Raw genomic sequence first — 17751 nt, forward strand, 5'->3', positions numbered from 1 at the left:
GGGTGGATTTTTTTTACATATGAAGAACTAAAGGAGAGAGTATATGCGTAATGAAAGATTACCTGCAGAGGAGAGAAAATGGCAGATAAGATATGCTGCTAAAAATGTTTTTCTTCGTAAGGGATTTCATAACACAACTATGGAGGATGTTATTTCAGAGAGTGGAATGAGCAAGGGTGGAGTTTATAGATATTATAAAAGCATTTCTGACATGCTCTTTGATTTAATGGAAGATGGTTGTGAATATAGATATAATATAGTAGATAATTTTTTGACAAGTAATAAAAATCTTGATAAATATGATGCTGTTGCAGAAATGATGACGGAAAAAATTTTAGATGATAATGAGCTTTCTAAAGTGTATGTTATGTTTCTTCAAGAGAAGCAATACGATGAAAATTTAGAAAAATTATTCTTGAAATTGAAAGAAGAAACTTTCATTGAGTTAAAAAAAATTTATGAAAAGTTTGGTTTTTCCTTTAATTATTATGAATATGACTTTTTAACAGATTTTATGAACAGTTTAGTTTTGGGAAGAGAAATACTAAGTGCTAAAAATTCGTTTTTAAAGAATAGATTACTTCTTAAAAAGTTTATTCGAGAATATTTAGAGAATTCAGAGAAGTAGATTAAGATGTTTTCAAAGTTTTGCTTTGAGATTTTTTGTTGACATAAAAAAATTTATGGTTTATAATTTGTTTTATTGATTTGAAATTTTAGATAAGTGAGAGATTTATGAGAGATATTGAAGTTAATAATAATGATTCGGGACAAAGAATTGACAGATTTTTAAAAAAATATTTGAATAATGCAAGTACTTCTATGATTCAAAAATTTTTAAGAACAAAAAAGATAAAAGTTAATAGAAAAAAGGTTGATTCAAGCTATATTTTAGCTGAAAATGATGTAATCAATATTTTTATTTACGAGGAAGAATTAGAAAAGTTGATTGTTTCAAAGTTAAAGAAATATTCATATTCAAAAAAACTGGATATTGTTTATGAAGATGAAAATATTATAGTTATGAACAAGCCTAAAAATTTATTATCTCATGCATCTTCTAAGGAAGATTATGCGAATAATCTGGTTGATTTTATGATTGGATATTTGCTTGAAAATGGAGAGTATAATCCTAGAGCTGAAAAAACTTTTGTTCCCGCAATAATTAACAGATTGGATAGAAATACTTCAGGTCTTGTTATAGGTGCTAAAAATTCAATGGCACTTAGAGATTTAAATAGGATAAAAGAAAAGTCAATTGAAAAGTATTATAAAACTATTGTGATTGGAAAAGTTAAGAAAAATTTTGTAATTAATGAAAGACTTGAAAAAAACGAAGAAAAAAATAAATCAACTATTTCTAAAAATGGGAAAGACTCAATAACAGAAGTTTATGTAGAAAAAAATAATGATGATTTTAGTCTGCTTAAAATAAAACTTATTACCGGAAGAACACATCAGATTAGAAGTCATTTAAGTAGTAAGGGATTCTTTATTATAGGTGATATTAAATATGGGAAATCAGAGATAAATAAGTTTTTTAGAGATAATTTTGATTTAAGAAGCCAATTTTTACATGCGGAAACAATAATTTTTAAAGATATTGTTGGAGATTTGAGTTATCTTAATAATAAAGAATTTTTTGCTCCAATGGATGATATTTATAAAAATATAATTCGAAAAATATTTTGATAGAAAGTTATATAACTTTTGTGATGGGTATATTCTTCATATCAGAACATTATAGGAGAGTATTATGAAAATTTTAATTGATGAAAAAGCTAAAAGATTTTTGAACAAAAAAAATAATAATATCATTACCATTGATGTTAAAGGTTGTAGTTCTTGAAGTGGTGTTGTTTTAAAACCAATGGCTTCATTAGGTAGACCTTTAGATTTAGAAAAATACACATTAGAAAATGTAGATGGTATAGATGTGTATGTTATGAATGGAATAAATGCAGTTAATGATACTGTTAATGTTTCAACTATGAGTTTTCTTTTTATTGAAAATTTAGTAGTTAATGGAATAATTGTTTAAAAGGCTGTTAATTCAGTCTTTTTTGTTAGGGGTGGTTTTTATTAAAGTTGTTATAAATAAAGAAGCAAACAAACTTTTAAAAGAAAATCAAAGAGATATACTTGTTGAACTTAAGGGTTGGAGTAACTGAAATTGTTCGACTGAATTAAAACCATCGGTTTCGATTGGTATACCAAAGAATACTAATGCTTTTGACTTTTTTAAGGTAGATGAATATAATGTATATGTAAGTAGGAAAATTCCAAAAGATGCATTTGTTGAAATTTCTTCTACAAATTTTTATGGTTTGGAATATTTGATAGCAATTATAAAATAATTAATATGTATAACCAATTTTACAGATGAGGGATAATATGGCTAAAGGTTTTAAATTGATTATTCCAACAATGGAATATGAAAAAGAAATACAAAATTTTAGACAAGAATTTTTAATAAATGGTGGAGATATGGATGGTTGCCTATCTTTAAGGAAAACGGAAAATATTTCTGACTGGATAAAACAGATTGAAGATTTTTCATCCGAGAATACCTGTCCAAAAGAATATGTACCACAAACTCAATTTATTTTTATTAGGGAAGATGACAAAAAAATTATAGGTGTTATTCAAATAAGACATTATCTAAATGACTTTTTTGAAAAATATGGTGGCCATATTGGATATTCAGTATGTCATTCTGAAAGAAAAAAAGGTTATGCAACTCTAATGTTAAAAGAAATTTTACCCATATGTAAAGAAATGGGATTTGAAAAAATATTAATAACCTGTTTAAAGGAAAACGAAGCGAGTAAAAGAGTAATTATAAACAATGGAGGAATTTATGAATCTACTGTTTATGAGCTAAAAGATAAAGTTTATTTAGAAAGATATTGGATAGATTTGTTTGAATAATAGGTATTTTTAGGGATTAGATTTATGAATGATAAAATTAAAGAATATTGGAAAAGTTTTTGTAAGGAACAGAATATTCCGTTAGATACAAAATATGAAGCATGGAGTTTTGGAAATACTAAAGAAATGGCTGATGAGTTAGCTGATTTAGTCAATAAGGGGATTAAAACTGCCACAACAGGAGCTTATGATTTATACGAAGAAGATGAAGAAATTCCAAAAGTTGGTGAATACAATATTATTTTAAATGGTTCAGATGAGCCTATATGTATTACCGTTACAAGAGAGGTATATATTTTAGAATATAATGTAATATCATCTAATCATGCTTTTCTTGAAGGTGAGGGTGATAGGAGTTATGAGTATTGGAAAAGAGTTCATGATGAATTTTTTAAGGAAGAATTTAAAAATGTATGTAAAGAATTTTATGAACAAGCTCCAATGGTATGTGAAGTATTTGAAAAAGTGTATTAATTAATGAAAACAGTAAATTAGATGATTTACTGTTTTTTTTGTTTGCTGAACTTGTTAAAAATTTATAATATCAAAATAGTAGACTACTGGATTTATCAATCTAAGCTAGTTTGTCACTTGAAAATAATTGTAAAATATGATAAAATATGTGAATAAGTAGCAGTAAAATTATTGTTAGGAGGAAATTTTATGTGCGGTATTGTTGGATATATTGGCAGTTCAAATGCCATTGATATAATTTTAAATGGACTGGAAACTTTAGAATATAGAGGATATGATTCATCAGGAATTGCATTCTTAGAAGATAATAAGATAGATGTTGTTAAAACTGTTGGAAGAATTAGTAATTTAAGAGAAAAATTAGAAAGAGAATACAAAGAAAAAATTTCGAATATTGGAGTAGGTCATACAAGATGGGCTACACATGGAGTTCCATCAAATGAAAATTCACATCCACATTTGAGTATGAATTCAAAATTTGCAGTTGTTCATAATGGAATAATTGAAAATTATCTACTTTTAAAAGAAGAACTTTTAAAGAAGAATTTTGTTTTTAAATCTGAAACAGATACTGAAGTTATCCCACAATTATTGGAAGATTTGGATGATGGAGATTTCTTAAGCACTGTTTTTAAGATGAGAGAAAAGGTTAAGGGTAGTTATGCCTTTGGTATTTTAAGACAAGATACTAATGAACTTATCGGAACAAGAAAAGAAAGTCCATTGATTGTAGGTGTTGGAGATGGAGAATTTTATATAGCTTCAGATGTTATTGCAGTTTTAAAATATACAAGAGATGTTATATATCTTGAAAATGGAGATTTAATTCATTTTAAAGATGGAAAATATACTATCTATGATGAAAAAAATAATGTTGTAACAAGAGAAATTAAACATATTGATTGGTCTGTTGAATCAGCTACTAAGGACGGATATGATCATTTTATGTTAAAAGAAATTTACGAACAACCAAAAGTAATAGAAGAAACTTTCTGTAGAAGATTAAATGAAAATGATAAATTAATTCTAGATGGAATGGAAAATCTTTTAGAAGGAAATTTGAAAAAGTTCAATAAATGTTATGTTGTTGCCTGTGGTACAGCTTACCATTCAGGTCTTGTAAGTAGAGAAATTTTAGAAAAGGCTTTGGGATTTCCAGTAATTGTTGATGTTGCTTCTGAATTTAGATATTCCGACAGAATGATTGATGATAAAACTTTAGTTATAATAATCAGTCAATCTGGAGAAACTGCTGATACTTTGGCTGCTCTTAGAGAAGCTAAAACTAAAGGAGCAACTATCTTGAGTGTTACAAATGTTGTAGGTTCTTCAATAGCTAGAGAATCTGACAATGTATTCTATACTTGGGCAGGTCCAGAAATTGCTGTTGCAAGTACTAAAGGATATACAACACAAGTTACAGCTCTTTATATGATTGCTTTAAAATTTGCAGAAATTTTAGGAACAATTTCTGACGATGAATATAAGAATATAATTAATCATTTAAAGGAATTGCCTAGTAAGATAGAATTATTATTAAAAGATACAGAAATTTACAAAAAAATTGCATTAGAATTAAAGGATAAGACTACTTGTTTCTATCTAGGAAGAGGTCTTGACTACTATACTGCTATGGAAAGTGCATTGAAATTAAAAGAAATTTCATATATTTACACTGAAAGCTTTGCAGCTGGAGAGTTAAAGCATGGAACTATTGCATTGATTGAGGACGGAACGCCTGTTTTTGTAATTGCAACTCAAGAAAGATTATATGAAAAGATTATTTCAAATGTAAAAGAAGTGAAAGCCAGAGGAGCTAAAGTTTTTGAAATAACTCATTTAGATAACAATCTTGATGTTTCTGATGAAAGAATATTAATTCCTGGTACTATCGAAATTTTAATGCCTATAATTTCAGTTGTCGCAAGTCAACTTATTGCTTACTATGCATCATTAGCAAAGGGAAATGATGTTGACAAGCCAAGAAATTTAGCAAAATCTGTTACGGTTGAATAGATTTAAAGGGACTGGGAAGTCCCTTTTTTTATATAAAGGAGAGGATTATGTATAAGTTAATAGCACTTGATATGGATGGCACTACTTTTAACGAGGATCACGAAATATCTGAAGAAGTTAAAGACAGCTTATTTTATGCGATGAACAAAGGTGTTAAAATCGCTTTTATTTCAGGTAGAGAAGAATTTACAATCAAGGAAATTTTAAAAAGTTTAAATTTAGATACTTACTATGGAGCCTTAAATGGTAGTTTGATCTCTACAACTTATAGTGAAGTCCCAAAATTCGTAAAGAGCTTGGAAAAAAAGTATCTTTTCGATATTTTAGATATTATTGAAGATAATGGTTTTTCGCCCATAGTTTTCTTAAAGGACTTTATTTTTACAAAAGATTCAAAAGATGAATATGTTGAAATTATTTCAAAATTTATAAATCCAAAAATAGCTAGAGTTAAAGATGTAAAACAATATATTAAAGATAATAAATTGGAAGAAAAAATTTTGAAAATAGGAATATGTCAAGAATATGATGTATTAAAAGAATTGGACAATAAATTTACCAATACCATAAAGAATGAATACACCATTTCTTTTTCTCTTCCATTTTTTCTTGAGTTAATGGCAAAAGATACGGATAAGGGCTCTTGTTTAAGAGAAATATGTCGACTTAACAATATTGATATATCTGAAACTATTGCAATGGGCGATGGAGAAAATGATATACCAATGCTCAATATTTGTGGGCTTTCTGTTGCAATGGGAAATGCAATGGAAAATGTTAAGAAAAATGTTGATTATATAACTGATACGAATAAAAATGATGGGGTTGCAAAAGCTATAAGAAAATTTGTTTAGAGGAAATTATGGAAAAGAATTTTGTTGAAAAAATTGAGAATGTAGAAAATTTTGTAAATGAAGTTATCTTAAATGCAATAAAGAATAATGCTTCAGATATACATTTTGAACCTAGAGAAGACAATTTTTATATAAGATACAGAATAGATGGAGAGCTAATTGACATTTATCAAATAAATAGTTTAAATGCTCCAATTATTATTTCTCGTATAAAGATTATTTCAAAAATGGATATTACAATTAAGAGAATGCCACAAGATGGTAGGCTAGATTTTGATTATAATGGAAATTTAGTTGACATCAGAATTGCTTCAGTTCCTGTAATTTTGGGTGAAAAAATTGTAATGAGAATTTTAAATGCTGGAAATTTTAAAATCGATATAGAAAATTTAGGATTATATGATGAAGAAAGACAATTAATTGAAAATATAATAAAAAGTCCAAATGGAGTTCTAATTATAAGTGGTCCTACGGGAAGTGGAAAGTCATCTACATTGTATTCATTTGTAAAAAAATTACAAAATGAAAATATCAACATAATTACTTTAGAAGATCCTGTTGAAGTTAGGATTAGCGGGATAAATCAGATAAATATAAATTCGGCTCTGGGACTTGATTTTGCGACAGGTCTTAGGGCGATGTTAAGACAAGATTTTGAAGTTGGATTAGTTGGAGAGATGAGAGATAGGGAAACTGCAAACATTGCTCTAAGAGCAGGAATAACAGGGCATCTTATCTTTACGACTTTGCATACTGCAGACACGGTTTCGGCAATAATAAGACTTTTGAATTTAGGAATAGAAAATTATGTTATTTCTTCGGGGGTAATAGCAATTCTATCTCAAAGACTTGTTAGAAAACTTTGCCCAAAATGTAAAATTAAAAGAGATTTAACAAATTTTGAAAAAGAGATTTTTAAGAAAAATAATCTTGAAACACCTGAATATATCTATGAAAAATGTGGTTGTGAACATTGCAATAGAGGATATATTGGTAGAACTTTAATTTTGGAATCTTTAATTTTAGATGATGAAATAAAAGAAATAATAAATGGAAATTGTAATAGTGTAAGACTTTACGAATATTTTAAGAAAAACGGAAATGAAAGTTTATATAAAAACGGATTAAGAAAAATTGCAGATGGAATAACGAGTTTTGAGGAAGTAAATAAAATTTTATTTTCATTAGGAGAATTTTAAAATGAGCTTTAAAGAAAAAGTTTTTAATATTTTGAATATGGAAATAGGAAATAAACACAATTTATTAGATTTAAGTATTTCTTTAAAAGAGGCAGGGCTTCTTTTAAAATCAAATATTAATACTGCAGAAACTATAAACTTGCTTTCAAAAACTTCACCAAATAAAAATTTAAAGAAAATTTTTTCAGAAGTTTATGAAAATTTATTGCAGGGACATGATTTGTATAACTCCTTTTTAAAAGTCAATAAATTTGACAATTTATTTTTATCTTTAATAAAGTCCGGAGAAAGTTCAGAAAGACTGTCTGAGGTTTTTCTATATCTATCTTTGTACTATGAAAAAAAGTATAAACTTAAACAAAAACTTATAAGTTTATTAACTTATCCTTTTATTTTATTGTCGGTTACAGTTATAGTTTTAATTTTTCTTTTGAATAATGTTATACCGACATTCTTGGATATTTTTGAAGATAGTAATATTGAATTACCTGCTATTACAAAGTTTTTAGTTAAAAGCATTGATTTTGTTAAATATAATTATCTTTATATTATTTTAGGAATCTTGGTTTTTATCCTATTTCTAAAACTAATTTCAAAAAAATATAAAGTTAGAAGATTTTTTGGAAAATTGCTATTTAAAATTCCATATATAAAATCGCATTATCAAAACTATATAACTTCTGTAATTGCAAAAAATTTTACTATCTTGCTTAATGGAAATATAAATATAGTTGATAGCTTGGATATAATAAAAAATTCTACTAGAAATGTATTTATACAAGAACATTTGGAAAAGGCGATTTTAGAAATAAAAAGTGGTAATTTAATTTCAAAGTCATTAAATGATGATTTGATTTTTAATCCTGCATTTATAAATATGCTTGCAATAGGGGAAAGTAGTGAAAATTTAGTTAAAATATTGGAGAGTGCAACGGAATACTATGATTCAAAAATAAATTATTCTGTTGATAAAATTTTACAGTATTTACAACCTTTAATTATCGTTTTAATCTCCTTATTTGTAGCATTCATCGTATTTGCAATAGCAATACCAATTTTTGATTTATCAAATGGAATAAGTATAGAGTAATTATTTTAATGGAGGTAATATATGAGAGCATTACTTGTAATTGATTTACAGAAAGGGATAATAAGTCAAAGAGATTGTAGTAACGAAATAAATAAAATTAGGTGGTTGATTGAGGATTTTAAATGTAAAAACATGCCAATTGTTTTTACAAAACATCTTGATGAAAGTGTAGAAAGCCCTTTATATAAAAATTGTGAAGGCATTGAAATAATTGATAATTTGGATATAAATGCAAAATATATAGTTGAGAAAAGTAAGCCAGACTCATTTTTCAATACTAATCTTGAAAAAATTTTAAAAAATGAAGGCATCACAGAATTGGTTATTTGTGGCTTTAATACTGAATATTGTTGTTTGTTTACGTCTATAGTTGCTGCTGATAAAAATTTTAAGGTCTATTTTATAGAAGATGCAACTGGAACGGTTTGTGATGAAAATACTTATGAAATGCCTGGATTAGATATTCAAGATTTTATAGGGTCAATTCTAAATTGGTCAAATATGGTAAATGTTTTGTATTTAGATGAATATAAAGAAGAATTTATTTAATAAATTTTCAATAAATAAGAATCCCACCCTTCCACGATTATTCACATCGGGTGGGTAGCCGGGAACCTCGTTGTTTCACAATAAAAAGCAAGTTATTTTAAAACTAACTTGCTTTTTTGCTATATATAACTTTATTATAAATATAATTAAGTCCAGTATTATTCTTGAAAATTATTAATATAAGTTGTATAATTTAGTTAGCGACGAGAACGTCTTTATTTAATACGACTAGAGGAGAAAAATATTTTTAAAACTTGTTATTAATAATAAATATCGATAAGAAAATAAATAATTTTTGTGTAGCGACTAAATTTTATAATCTTTTTTATATTTAAGTACTTTAGTTATTCACATTTCTTTTTTAATATGTTACAATATATGTGAGAAAGTTTTGGAGGAAATGTGTTGAGTAGAGAAAAAATATATGTAAAAAACCATTATAGATATGATGCGATATTTATATTTTCTATTTTATCGATGTCTGTAGGATTTCTTTTTGACAGTCCTAAAGAAATTTTATACGGATATATTAATATTTTAAAATCTCCAAGTCATTTACTTACTGACTATATGGCAGTAGGAGGAATAGGAGCAACCTTTTTAAATGCTGGGTTTCTTATGTTACTTGCATCTTTTGTGTTGTGGAGAAGAAAACAATTATTGACAGGCCCCATTATAGCCGCACTTTTTACGCTTTTTGGTTTTTCCCTTTTTGGAAAAAATCTATTTAATACAATTCCAATAACTTTTGGAGTTTACCTTTATGGTAAAATCGAAGGTTTAAAATTTAATACATTGACAATGAATAGTCTATTTGGTACTGCTCTTGGCCCTGTTGTAAGTTATCTCTGTTTTGGAATTGGACTTCCGTTTTTTAAAGGACTACTTATTTCTTATGCAGTCGGTATTTTAATTGGAATTATTATTCCGGCACTTTCATCTTCGTTTTTACGTTTTCATCAAGGTTACAGTCTATATAATATTGGGTTTACATGTGGAGTTATTGGACTTTTTATTCAAGGGGTTTTTAAATCTTTTAATTTAGAAGTTAAAAATGTAAATGTTGTAAGTGATGGAAATTTACGGATTGCAATTATAATGTATGTTTTTTTTGTTATAGTTTTTGCTTTAGGATTTTATCTGAATGGATTTAGTTTTAAAAATTTAGGAAATTTATTAAAAAATAGTGGTAGGGCACCTTCTGATTTTGGGAATATTTATGGTAGAGGGGTCAGCATGATTAATATGTCTGCACTGGCAATTTTATATACTACTTATGTTTTGATTATGAATCAACCTTTAAACGGACCTATTCTTGGTGGGATATTTACAATTTTTGGCTTTGGAATATTTGGAAAGCACATAAGGAATGTATTACCAATTCTTGTAGGAACATTAATTGCATACTTTTTAAATATTTATGATCCACATAGTGTTTCTGCAACAGTTACTATTTTATTTGCAACAAATTTAGCTCCAGTTGCTGGAGAGTATGGATTTATTGCTGGAATGTTTGCAGGTTTCTGTCATGTTTCTATTGTTTCTAGCGTAGGGCTTTTACATGGGGGATTAAATCTTTATAACAACGGATTTTCAGGTGGATTTGTTGCTGCAACTTTAGTTCCAATTTTTGAGTCAATTAGAAATTCGAGATTTTTTGATAAAACAGGGGAGGAATGGTTTTGAATACAATAAAAAATGAAGAAAATTGTGCTAAGTTAATTGTTAGTGGACTCGTTCATTATTATTTTAGTAAAAGAGTTCAAGATTTAAAAATAGATTTTAAAATAGAAAAAAATTCTCTAAGAGTTATTGCTGAGGGAAATGTTAAAATAAAACCGAAAGATTTGGACGAATTAAATAGAATTTCGAATTCTGCAAGACTTCCAGAGTTTGAAAATTATTATGATAATTTAATAGGCTTGGGAAGTAATTCAAGTGATATATCAAATATAGATGCATTGGGATCTATGGTTGACGAAGCAATAGTTTCTTATTCTGACGATGGTCTTTTGACTATTTTGTTAGTTAGAAAATTCTAGCCTTTAATATTTGTTGAGTTATACATATTAGTTTATTGTCTTACTCTTTGGGTACTACAATTATGCTAAATAAAACTACTATAAGGAGTAACATATATGAAAATATTAGAGGTAAAAAATCTCCATGTTAATGTTGGAGATAAAGAAATTTTAAAAGGTATCAATTTAGATATTTTTGAAGGAAAGGTTCATGTTATTATGGGACCTAATGGAGCTGGTAAATCTACACTTACCAATTCTATTATGGCTCATCCTAATTATGAAGTTACATCTGGAGATATACTTTTTAAGGGTGAAAATATAAATGAATTAAGGGCAGATGAAAGAGCAAAACTTGGAATGTTTATGTCTTTTCAAAATCCGGAAGAAGTTCCTGGAGTTACCGTTTCAAATTTCATTAGAGCTTCAAGAATGTCAATAACAGGAGAAAAAGAAAGTGTTATTGAATTTCAAAGAGAGCTTGAAGGAAAAATGGAAAATTTAACAATGGATACTTCTTATGCCCAAAGATATTTGAATGTTGGTTTTTCTGGTGGAGAAAAGAAGAAGACTGAAATTTTGCAAATGGTTATGTTAAATCCCTCACTTGTAATGTTGGATGAAACAGACTCTGGGCTTGATATTGATGCAGTTAAAGTTGTTTCTGAAAATGTTGAAAAATTTAAAAGTGAGAATAAATCAATTTTGATTATAACGCATCATAGAGCAATATTATCAAGAATTAAACCGGATTATGTTCATGTTTTATATGATGGCAAAATTGTAAAAACATCAGACGCTTCTTTGATAGATAAAATCCAAAAAGAAGGTTATTCTTGGGTTGAGCAAGAGGTGTAGTTATGACATCAGAAAGAAAAAAAACACAAGTAGAAGAAATGGACAGAGGTGTCTATGATATAAAAAATGAAGTAAGGTATTTTTCAAAAACTAAAAAAGGCTTAACTCGTGATATTGTTATGCAGATTTCTAAGGAGAAAAATGAACCTGACTGGATGTTGGAATTAAGACTTAAAGCATTGGAAGTTTTTGAAAATTCTAAAAATCCAAACTGGGGACCCGATTTATCTCCTGTTGATATAAATGAGATTACAACTTACATTCGTCCAGACGCAAAGATGAGTGAAGATTGGAATGAGTTGCCTGAGGATATTAAGGGAACATTTGATGCGCTTGGAATCCCAGAAGCAGAATATAAAAGTGCACTTTCAGGAGTTGGAGCTCAATACGACAGTGAAGTTGTTTATCACAATTTGACTGAAAAAATGAAAAATCAAGGTGTAATTTACACTGATTTTGAAACTGCCGTAAGAGAATATCCTGATATAATAAAAGAATATTTTATGACTTGTATAAAACCTGAAGATCATAGATATGCTGCATTACATTATGCAGTTTGGAGTGGTGGTTCTTTTGTTTATGTTCCAAAGGGAGTCAATGTAAGCATTCCACTACAATCATATTTCAGACTTAATGCACCGGGTGCAGGGCAATTTGAACATACTTTAATTATTATTGAAGAGGGAGCTTATTGCCATTTTATTGAGGGCTGTTCAGCTCCAAAATACAATGTTTTAAATGTTCATGCAGGAGCGGTTGAACTTTTCGTAAAGAAAAATGCAACCTTAAGATATTCTACAATAGAAAACTGGTCAAGAAATATGTATAACTTAAATACAAAAAGAGCTATGGTTGATGAAAATGGAACTATTGAATGGGTTTCAGGATCTTTTGGTTCAAAGGTAAGTTTGTTATATCCGATGAGTGTATTGAGAGGAGAAGGAGCAAAGAGTGAATTTACAGGAATCACTTTTGCAGGGAATGATCAGTACTTAGATACTGGAGCAAAAGTAATTCATGCAGCTCCAAGAACAAGCTCATCAATAAATTCAAAATCCATATCTAAGGGTAATGGAGTTGCAATTTACAGAGGACTTGTAAGTGTAAAACCTAATTGTCATGGTTGTAAATCAACTGTAACTTGTGAATCCTTAATGTTGGATCAAGAATCTCAATCAGATACAATTCCTGTTATAGATATTCAAACATCAGACATTGATTTAGGACATGAAGCAAAAATAGGTAGGATTAATGATGATGTAATTTTCTACCTTATGACTCGTGGCATTCCTGAAGAAGAAGCAAAAGCTATGATTGTAAGAGGTTTTGCTGAACCGATAGCAAAGGAATTGCCTTTAGAATATGCTGTTGAAATGAATGCACTGATTAATCTTGAACTTGAAGGAACTATTGGTTAGGGGGTGTCTGTATGAGAGGAAATTTTATACCAAGTAACACTTGGAATGCAACAAGAGTTAATAATACAGAAGTGCTATTGCCTAATCTAAATTCAAAAGAATATTCTTTAATTAAGGGTGAAAACAAAAATCTTGATTTTTCTTATGAAAAATTTTCATTTTCAAATGAATTAACTGAAAAATTAAAAAAAATTACAAATCTTGAATTGGATTTTATTTCAACAGAAGATAATTCTTTAAATCAAGTTGTTTCATTAGAGTTAAACGAAGAAAATAATCAATTAATTGATATTATAAAAATAAGAGCCGAAGAAAATTCAACTTTAAATTTAACTTTGGATTATTTTTCAAAAGAAAATATTAAAGGTTTCAGACATTCTATTATAGAAGTTGAAGCTGAAAAAAATAGTGATGTTAAAATTTACATTTCTCAAAGATTTTCTTTAGATATTTTGAGTATTCAAAGCGTTTATTACAAAGTTAAAGAAAATGCGAATGTTGAATTTGTTCAAGTTGATTTAGGAGGAAAAGAAAATTATCTATCCTACATTGGTGATCTTGTTGACAATAATTCAAATGTTAATGTAAATTCTATTTATTTCGGTAAAAACGAACAAAAACTAGATTATAACTATGTGGCAATTCAAAGAGGACGTGCTACAAATTATGATTTGGCAATTAAGGGAGCATTAGCTGATAGAGCTCAAAAGACTTGTAAAGTTACCATCGACTTTAAACGTGGGTCATCTACTTCAAAGGGGTCTGAGCAAGAATATGTAACATTGCTTTCAGATGATATAAAAAATGTTGCAGTTCCAATTTTGCTTTGTACTGAAGATGATGTTGAAGGACTTCATGCAGCAAGTGCCGGGGAAATTGATGATAATATATTGTTCTACATTATGAGTCGTGGATTTAGCGAATCAGAAGCAAAGAGATTGATTTTAGAATCAAAATTTGCTGAAACTATTGATCTGATAGAAAATGAAGAAATAAGAAAGAGAGTTTATACAACTTTATCCAAAAAACTTTCGGAGGTATAATATGACTAAAACTGTTCTTGATATTAGAAAAGATTTTCCATATTTGAATGAAGAAAAAGTTGGGAAAAAAGTTATATATTTAGACAATGCAGCTACAAGTCAAAAACCACAAGCTGTTATTGATACTATAACAAATTATTATTCTTATCAAAATGGAAGTCCACATAGAGGTAGTCATTACCTTAGTATGTTTGCGACTGAAATTTATGAGGGAACTAGAAAGAGAGTTAAGAATTTTCTTAATGCAAAAAGAACTACTGAAATAATTTTTACAAAAAATGCAAGTGAGGCACTTAACTTAGTCGCCCATTGTCATCTTAATAAATTGAAAAAAGATGATGAAATAATACTTAGTATTATGGAACATCATAGTAATCTATGTACTTGGCAATTTTTAAAAGAAAAGACAGGTGCTAAACTTAATTATATTTATCTTGATGATAACTTACAACTTGACATGAAATCTTTTGAAGAAAAAATTTCTGACAAAGTAAAATTAGTTTGTATAACTGCTGCATCAAATGTGGTAGCTACAATGCCTGACATCAAAAAGATTATTGAAATTGCACATAAAAATGGGGCAAAAGTTTTAGTTGATGCATCACAAATTGTTGCACATAAAAAATTGGATGTTCAAGATTTAGATGTTGATTTCTTAGTTTTTTCAGGACATAAAATGCTAAGTGCAATGGGTGTAGGCGTGCTTTATGGAAAGTTTGAACTTTTAAAAGAAATGGATCCATTCCTTTATGGAGGAGATATGATTGAATATGTATATGAAGATTATTCAACATATCTTTTACCTGCAGGTCGTTTTGAAGCGGGAACACAAAATGTAGGAGCAGTTGCTTCACTTGGTTCTGCTATTGACTACCTAGAAGAATTGGGATTTGATTATATAGAAAAATTGGAAAGAGAACTTATGAATTTTGCTTTTGAAGAAATGAAAAAGTTAGATTTCGTAAAGACTTATACTACGGAGGACGAAAATAGATGTCCTGTAATAGCTTTTAATGTAAAAGAAGTACATCCACATGATGTATCTTCAATACTTGATAGCTTTGGAATTGCAATAAGAAGTGGACATCATTGTGCAGAGCCTTTGCATAGATATTTAAAAGAAAATGCAACTTGTAGAGTAAGTTTTTCTTTCTATAACACTAAAGAAGAAGTAGAATATTTCATTGAAAAATTAAAAGAAGTAAGGAGAATATTACATCTTGGATATTAGAGAGATTTATACTGAGATAATAACAGAAGAAAGTAGAAATACAAAAAACAAAAGATACTTAAATCATCCGACACACGAAGAAAAAGGTCATAATCCAAGTTGTGGAGATGAAATTACATTACAATTGGATATTGAAGACGGTATTATCAAAGATGCCTCTTATGTTGGTGTAGGTTGTGCTATTTCTCAAGCTTCAACATCACTTATGATTGATTTGGTTAGAGGAAAAACTTTAGATGAAGCAAAAGAACTTTGTGAAACATTTTTGGCAATGATTACAGAAGGGCTTGAGGGAGATGAGCTAAAAAAACTTAAGGATGCTATAGCTCTTCAAAATATTTCTACAATGCCTGCAAGAGTTAAATGTGCGGTTCTTGCTTGGCATACATTAAAAAATATAATCGAAGCTAATTAAATAAGGTCGTAGCTCTTTTGAGTTGCGACTTTTTTGTATTATGGAGGGTATATGAGAATTTTTTTCATATTATATTTGCTTTTGGACAGTTTGTTAAAAAACGATAAATTGTTGATTTTTATAATTTTTTTAATGAATTTAATATCTTTTACAATATTTTATATTGATAAAAGAAAAGCTATAAAAGGCAAGAATAGAATTTCAGAGAATAATTTATTATTATCAGCTTTTTTGTTCGGCTCTATCGGAGCTTTTCTATCCATGCAAATATTTAGACATAAAACTAAAAAGCTGAAATTTAGGATTTTAGTACCACTGTTTTTTGTCGTGAAAGTATTGATTTTATATTATTTATATAAATACATATTTTAGGTGATGTTATGAGGAATATTAGATTTTATACAGAAAGATTGAATATAGCGGATATGAGGTTTTCTGATTGTGACTACGCAGCAAAAGAATGGGGAAATGAAATATCCGGGAAATATATGTGATCCATTTTACAAAAATGGAGATGAACTTAGAGATATATTGAAAGATGAGTTGGAAAATTCAGAAAAATGGACTGACGATTTCTATTTTTCTGTTTTTAAAAAAGAAAATGATGAAATAATTGGAACAGCTTGTGCTTTTGAAGTTGAAAAGAGTAAGAGAATATGGGGTATTGGATATTCGATAAAGCGAACCGAATGGAATAAAGGATATGGGGCGGAACTCGTTAATGGTTTGTGTAAATTTTTAAAATTACATAATGCAGAAATTATAAACACATTAATTGCAAAAGATAATATTTCATCTTTGAAGATTTGTTTTAAGGATGGATTTGAAATTTTTAAAGAAACTGAATTTATTAAATCAGGAACTGATATAAAATATTCAGCATATGAACTTAGGAAAAAATTATAAAAATATTTTTTCAAAACACAGTAATCAGTATTGACAATTTTCATTTACAAGTATACAATTAAATTGTAAGAGTAGAGCGATGGTTTATTTATACTCTTATTAATCTAATTATATAAATATAGTATGTGGAGGTGTTTATATGTCTGATTCAGTAATAATAATATTGGGGTTAATATCAGTGCAATGTTGTGCGATTGTATTTTCTAATTATAGTGTGGAAAAAGCAATTAAGAAAAGCAAAGAAGAAATGTTGTCTAAAATAGATGAATTAAATAAAAATATCTTGGAATTAGAATCTCAAAAAAATAATGTTAGTTAGAAATCGTTTTCTGATTTATATTTATTTTAAAACTTATTTACTTATTTATAGAATATAAAATCAAATATGAATTTTAAAGATTATTGGCTTAATAGGAGGGTTTAATATGAGTAATTTAGATGGATTACAGATTACATTATTATCTATACAATGTACTGTGATAGTATTTTCAATTTACAGTGTAGAGAGAACAATTAAGAAAAATAATAAAAAAATGATATCTAAAATGGATGAATTAAATAATACAATAAAAGAACTGGAGTCAAAGTTAGAAAAGAAATAAAAAATTATTTAAAGGAAGTGATAAAAATTACTTCCTTTTTTGATTCTGAAATTAAATTAAAATCTATCTTTAAATAGATCGTATAAATGAGAGGCTAATACTATTCCAAAGCAGACAAATGTTATAGTGGAAAGCTCTTTGAAA

The 17751-nt window shown here is 27.9% G+C and carries 21 protein-coding genes; all 21 read left to right on the plus strand.

Going from position 1 to position 17751, the window contains the following annotated elements; genetic code table 11:
• The first annotated feature begins 43 nt into the window (after nucleotides 1–43).
• Nucleotides 44–628, plus strand: coding sequence for a TetR/AcrR family transcriptional regulator (locus VJI93_RS04775; RefSeq protein ID WP_323999314.1), 585 nt, complete (start codon nucleotides 44–46; stop codon nucleotides 626–628).
• Between the two features lie 107 nt (nucleotides 629–735).
• Entirely contained in the window at nucleotides 736–1692 is a 957-nt protein-coding gene (locus VJI93_RS04780) for an RluA family pseudouridine synthase (RefSeq protein WP_323999315.1), read from the plus strand.
• Nucleotides 1693–1756: 64 nt separating this feature from the next.
• Complete coding sequence (locus tag VJI93_RS04785) at nucleotides 1757–2041, plus strand: CC/Se motif family (seleno)protein (RefSeq protein ID WP_323999317.1); 285 nt, start codon at nucleotides 1757–1759, stop codon at nucleotides 2039–2041.
• 353 nt (nucleotides 2042–2394) lie between these two features.
• The gene (locus VJI93_RS04790; RefSeq protein ID WP_323999318.1) at nucleotides 2395–2931 is read left to right on the plus strand and encodes a GNAT family N-acetyltransferase; all 537 of its coding nucleotides are present in this window, start codon (nucleotides 2395–2397) and stop codon (nucleotides 2929–2931) included.
• Between the two features lie 24 nt (nucleotides 2932–2955).
• Nucleotides 2956–3405 (plus strand): ASCH domain-containing protein, encoded by a 450-nt coding sequence (locus VJI93_RS04795; protein WP_323999319.1) that lies wholly within the window; start codon nucleotides 2956–2958, stop codon nucleotides 3403–3405.
• A 189-nt stretch (nucleotides 3406–3594) separates the two neighbouring features.
• Nucleotides 3595–5421, plus strand: coding sequence for a glutamine--fructose-6-phosphate transaminase (isomerizing) (gene glmS / locus VJI93_RS04800; protein WP_323999320.1), 1827 nt, complete (start codon nucleotides 3595–3597; stop codon nucleotides 5419–5421).
• 47 nt (nucleotides 5422–5468) lie between these two features.
• The gene (locus VJI93_RS04805; RefSeq protein ID WP_323999322.1) at nucleotides 5469–6275 is read left to right on the plus strand and encodes an HAD family hydrolase; all 807 of its coding nucleotides are present in this window, start codon (nucleotides 5469–5471) and stop codon (nucleotides 6273–6275) included.
• 8 nt (nucleotides 6276–6283) lie between these two features.
• A complete protein-coding gene (locus VJI93_RS04810; protein WP_323999324.1) occupies nucleotides 6284–7474 on the plus strand; it encodes a GspE/PulE family protein in 1191 nt (396 codons plus the stop codon).
• A 1-nt stretch (nucleotide 7475) separates the two neighbouring features.
• The gene (locus tag VJI93_RS04815; protein ID WP_323999325.1) at nucleotides 7476–8564 is read left to right on the plus strand and encodes a type II secretion system F family protein; all 1089 of its coding nucleotides are present in this window, start codon (nucleotides 7476–7478) and stop codon (nucleotides 8562–8564) included.
• 21 nt (nucleotides 8565–8585) lie between these two features.
• The gene (locus VJI93_RS04820) at nucleotides 8586–9113 is read left to right on the plus strand and encodes an isochorismatase family cysteine hydrolase (protein ID WP_323999326.1); all 528 of its coding nucleotides are present in this window, start codon (nucleotides 8586–8588) and stop codon (nucleotides 9111–9113) included.
• A gap of 402 nt (nucleotides 9114–9515) precedes the next feature.
• Nucleotides 9516–10799 carry a DUF1576 domain-containing protein gene (locus VJI93_RS04825; protein ID WP_323999328.1) on the plus strand — a complete coding sequence of 428 codons (1284 nt, stop codon included), beginning with the start codon at nucleotides 9516–9518 and terminating at the stop codon, nucleotides 10797–10799.
• The gene (locus tag VJI93_RS04830) at nucleotides 10790–11155 is read left to right on the plus strand and encodes a hypothetical protein (protein ID WP_323999329.1); all 366 of its coding nucleotides are present in this window, start codon (nucleotides 10790–10792) and stop codon (nucleotides 11153–11155) included. Before VJI93_RS04825 ends, VJI93_RS04830 begins: the two co-directional genes overlap by 10 nt.
• A 96-nt stretch (nucleotides 11156–11251) precedes the next feature.
• Nucleotides 11252–11992, plus strand: coding sequence for a Fe-S cluster assembly ATPase SufC (gene sufC, locus VJI93_RS04835; RefSeq protein ID WP_323999331.1), 741 nt, complete (start codon nucleotides 11252–11254; stop codon nucleotides 11990–11992).
• Between the two features lie 2 nt (nucleotides 11993–11994).
• Complete coding sequence (gene sufB / locus VJI93_RS04840) at nucleotides 11995–13410, plus strand: Fe-S cluster assembly protein SufB (protein ID WP_323999332.1); 1416 nt, start codon at nucleotides 11995–11997, stop codon at nucleotides 13408–13410.
• Between the two features lie 11 nt (nucleotides 13411–13421).
• The gene (locus VJI93_RS04845; RefSeq protein WP_323999333.1) at nucleotides 13422–14453 is read left to right on the plus strand and encodes a SufB/SufD family protein; all 1032 of its coding nucleotides are present in this window, start codon (nucleotides 13422–13424) and stop codon (nucleotides 14451–14453) included.
• A gap of 1 nt (nucleotide 14454) precedes the next feature.
• Nucleotides 14455–15684 carry an aminotransferase class V-fold PLP-dependent enzyme gene (locus VJI93_RS04850; RefSeq protein ID WP_323999334.1) on the plus strand — a complete coding sequence of 410 codons (1230 nt, stop codon included), beginning with the start codon at nucleotides 14455–14457 and terminating at the stop codon, nucleotides 15682–15684.
• Nucleotides 15674–16099, plus strand: a complete 426-nt coding sequence (gene sufU, locus VJI93_RS04855) for a Fe-S cluster assembly sulfur transfer protein SufU (protein WP_323999335.1) — start codon at nucleotides 15674–15676, stop codon at nucleotides 16097–16099. The genes VJI93_RS04850 and sufU overlap by 11 nt, the downstream gene beginning before the upstream one ends.
• Before the next feature lie 51 nt (nucleotides 16100–16150).
• Entirely contained in the window at nucleotides 16151–16471 is a 321-nt protein-coding gene (locus tag VJI93_RS04860) for a DUF1294 domain-containing protein (RefSeq protein WP_323999336.1), read from the plus strand.
• Between the two features lie 96 nt (nucleotides 16472–16567).
• Nucleotides 16568–17005 carry a GNAT family N-acetyltransferase gene (locus VJI93_RS04865; RefSeq protein ID WP_323999337.1) on the plus strand — a complete coding sequence of 146 codons (438 nt, stop codon included), beginning with the start codon at nucleotides 16568–16570 and terminating at the stop codon, nucleotides 17003–17005.
• Between the two features lie 139 nt (nucleotides 17006–17144).
• Nucleotides 17145–17324, plus strand: coding sequence for a hypothetical protein (locus VJI93_RS04870; protein ID WP_323999338.1), 180 nt, complete (start codon nucleotides 17145–17147; stop codon nucleotides 17322–17324).
• Nucleotides 17325–17430: 106 nt separating this feature from the next.
• Nucleotides 17431–17607 carry a hypothetical protein gene (locus VJI93_RS04875; RefSeq protein ID WP_323999339.1) on the plus strand — a complete coding sequence of 59 codons (177 nt, stop codon included), beginning with the start codon at nucleotides 17431–17433 and terminating at the stop codon, nucleotides 17605–17607.
• The last annotated feature ends 144 nt before the right edge of the window (nucleotides 17608–17751 follow it).

Origin of the sequence: Parvimonas sp. M20, from assembly GCF_035282425.1 — a bacterium.
Taxonomy (GTDB): domain Bacteria; phylum Bacillota; class Clostridia; order Tissierellales; family Peptoniphilaceae; genus Parvimonas.

What these genes read in the sequence shown, in the direction of transcription:
- VJI93_RS04775 (WP_323999314.1), top strand. Translation starts at nt 44, where the DNA reads ATGCGTAATGAAAGATTACCTGCAGAGGAGAGAAAATGGCAGATAAGA.
- VJI93_RS04780 (WP_323999315.1), top strand. Translation starts at nt 736, where the DNA reads ATGAGAGATATTGAAGTTAATAATAATGATTCGGGACAAAGAATTGAC.
- VJI93_RS04790 (WP_323999318.1), top strand. Translation starts at nt 2,395, where the DNA reads ATGGCTAAAGGTTTTAAATTGATTATTCCAACAATGGAATATGAAAAA.
- VJI93_RS04795 (WP_323999319.1), top strand. Translation starts at nt 2,956, where the DNA reads ATGAATGATAAAATTAAAGAATATTGGAAAAGTTTTTGTAAGGAACAG.
- glmS (WP_323999320.1), top strand. Translation starts at nt 3,595, where the DNA reads ATGTGCGGTATTGTTGGATATATTGGCAGTTCAAATGCCATTGATATA.
- VJI93_RS04805 (WP_323999322.1), top strand. Translation starts at nt 5,469, where the DNA reads ATGTATAAGTTAATAGCACTTGATATGGATGGCACTACTTTTAACGAG.
- VJI93_RS04810 (WP_323999324.1), top strand. Translation starts at nt 6,284, where the DNA reads ATGGAAAAGAATTTTGTTGAAAAAATTGAGAATGTAGAAAATTTTGTA.
- VJI93_RS04815 (WP_323999325.1), top strand. Translation starts at nt 7,476, where the DNA reads ATGAGCTTTAAAGAAAAAGTTTTTAATATTTTGAATATGGAAATAGGA.
- VJI93_RS04820 (WP_323999326.1), top strand. Translation starts at nt 8,586, where the DNA reads ATGAGAGCATTACTTGTAATTGATTTACAGAAAGGGATAATAAGTCAA.
- VJI93_RS04830 (WP_323999329.1), top strand. Translation starts at nt 10,790, where the DNA reads ATGGTTTTGAATACAATAAAAAATGAAGAAAATTGTGCTAAGTTAATT.
- sufC (WP_323999331.1), top strand. Translation starts at nt 11,252, where the DNA reads ATGAAAATATTAGAGGTAAAAAATCTCCATGTTAATGTTGGAGATAAA.
- sufB (WP_323999332.1), top strand. Translation starts at nt 11,995, where the DNA reads ATGACATCAGAAAGAAAAAAAACACAAGTAGAAGAAATGGACAGAGGT.
- VJI93_RS04845 (WP_323999333.1), top strand. Translation starts at nt 13,422, where the DNA reads ATGAGAGGAAATTTTATACCAAGTAACACTTGGAATGCAACAAGAGTT.
- VJI93_RS04850 (WP_323999334.1), top strand. Translation starts at nt 14,455, where the DNA reads ATGACTAAAACTGTTCTTGATATTAGAAAAGATTTTCCATATTTGAAT.
- VJI93_RS04860 (WP_323999336.1), top strand. Translation starts at nt 16,151, where the DNA reads ATGAGAATTTTTTTCATATTATATTTGCTTTTGGACAGTTTGTTAAAA.
- VJI93_RS04865 (WP_323999337.1), top strand. Translation starts at nt 16,568, where the DNA reads ATGAAATATCCGGGAAATATATGTGATCCATTTTACAAAAATGGAGAT.
- VJI93_RS04870 (WP_323999338.1), top strand. Translation starts at nt 17,145, where the DNA reads ATGTCTGATTCAGTAATAATAATATTGGGGTTAATATCAGTGCAATGT.
- VJI93_RS04875 (WP_323999339.1), top strand. Translation starts at nt 17,431, where the DNA reads ATGAGTAATTTAGATGGATTACAGATTACATTATTATCTATACAATGT.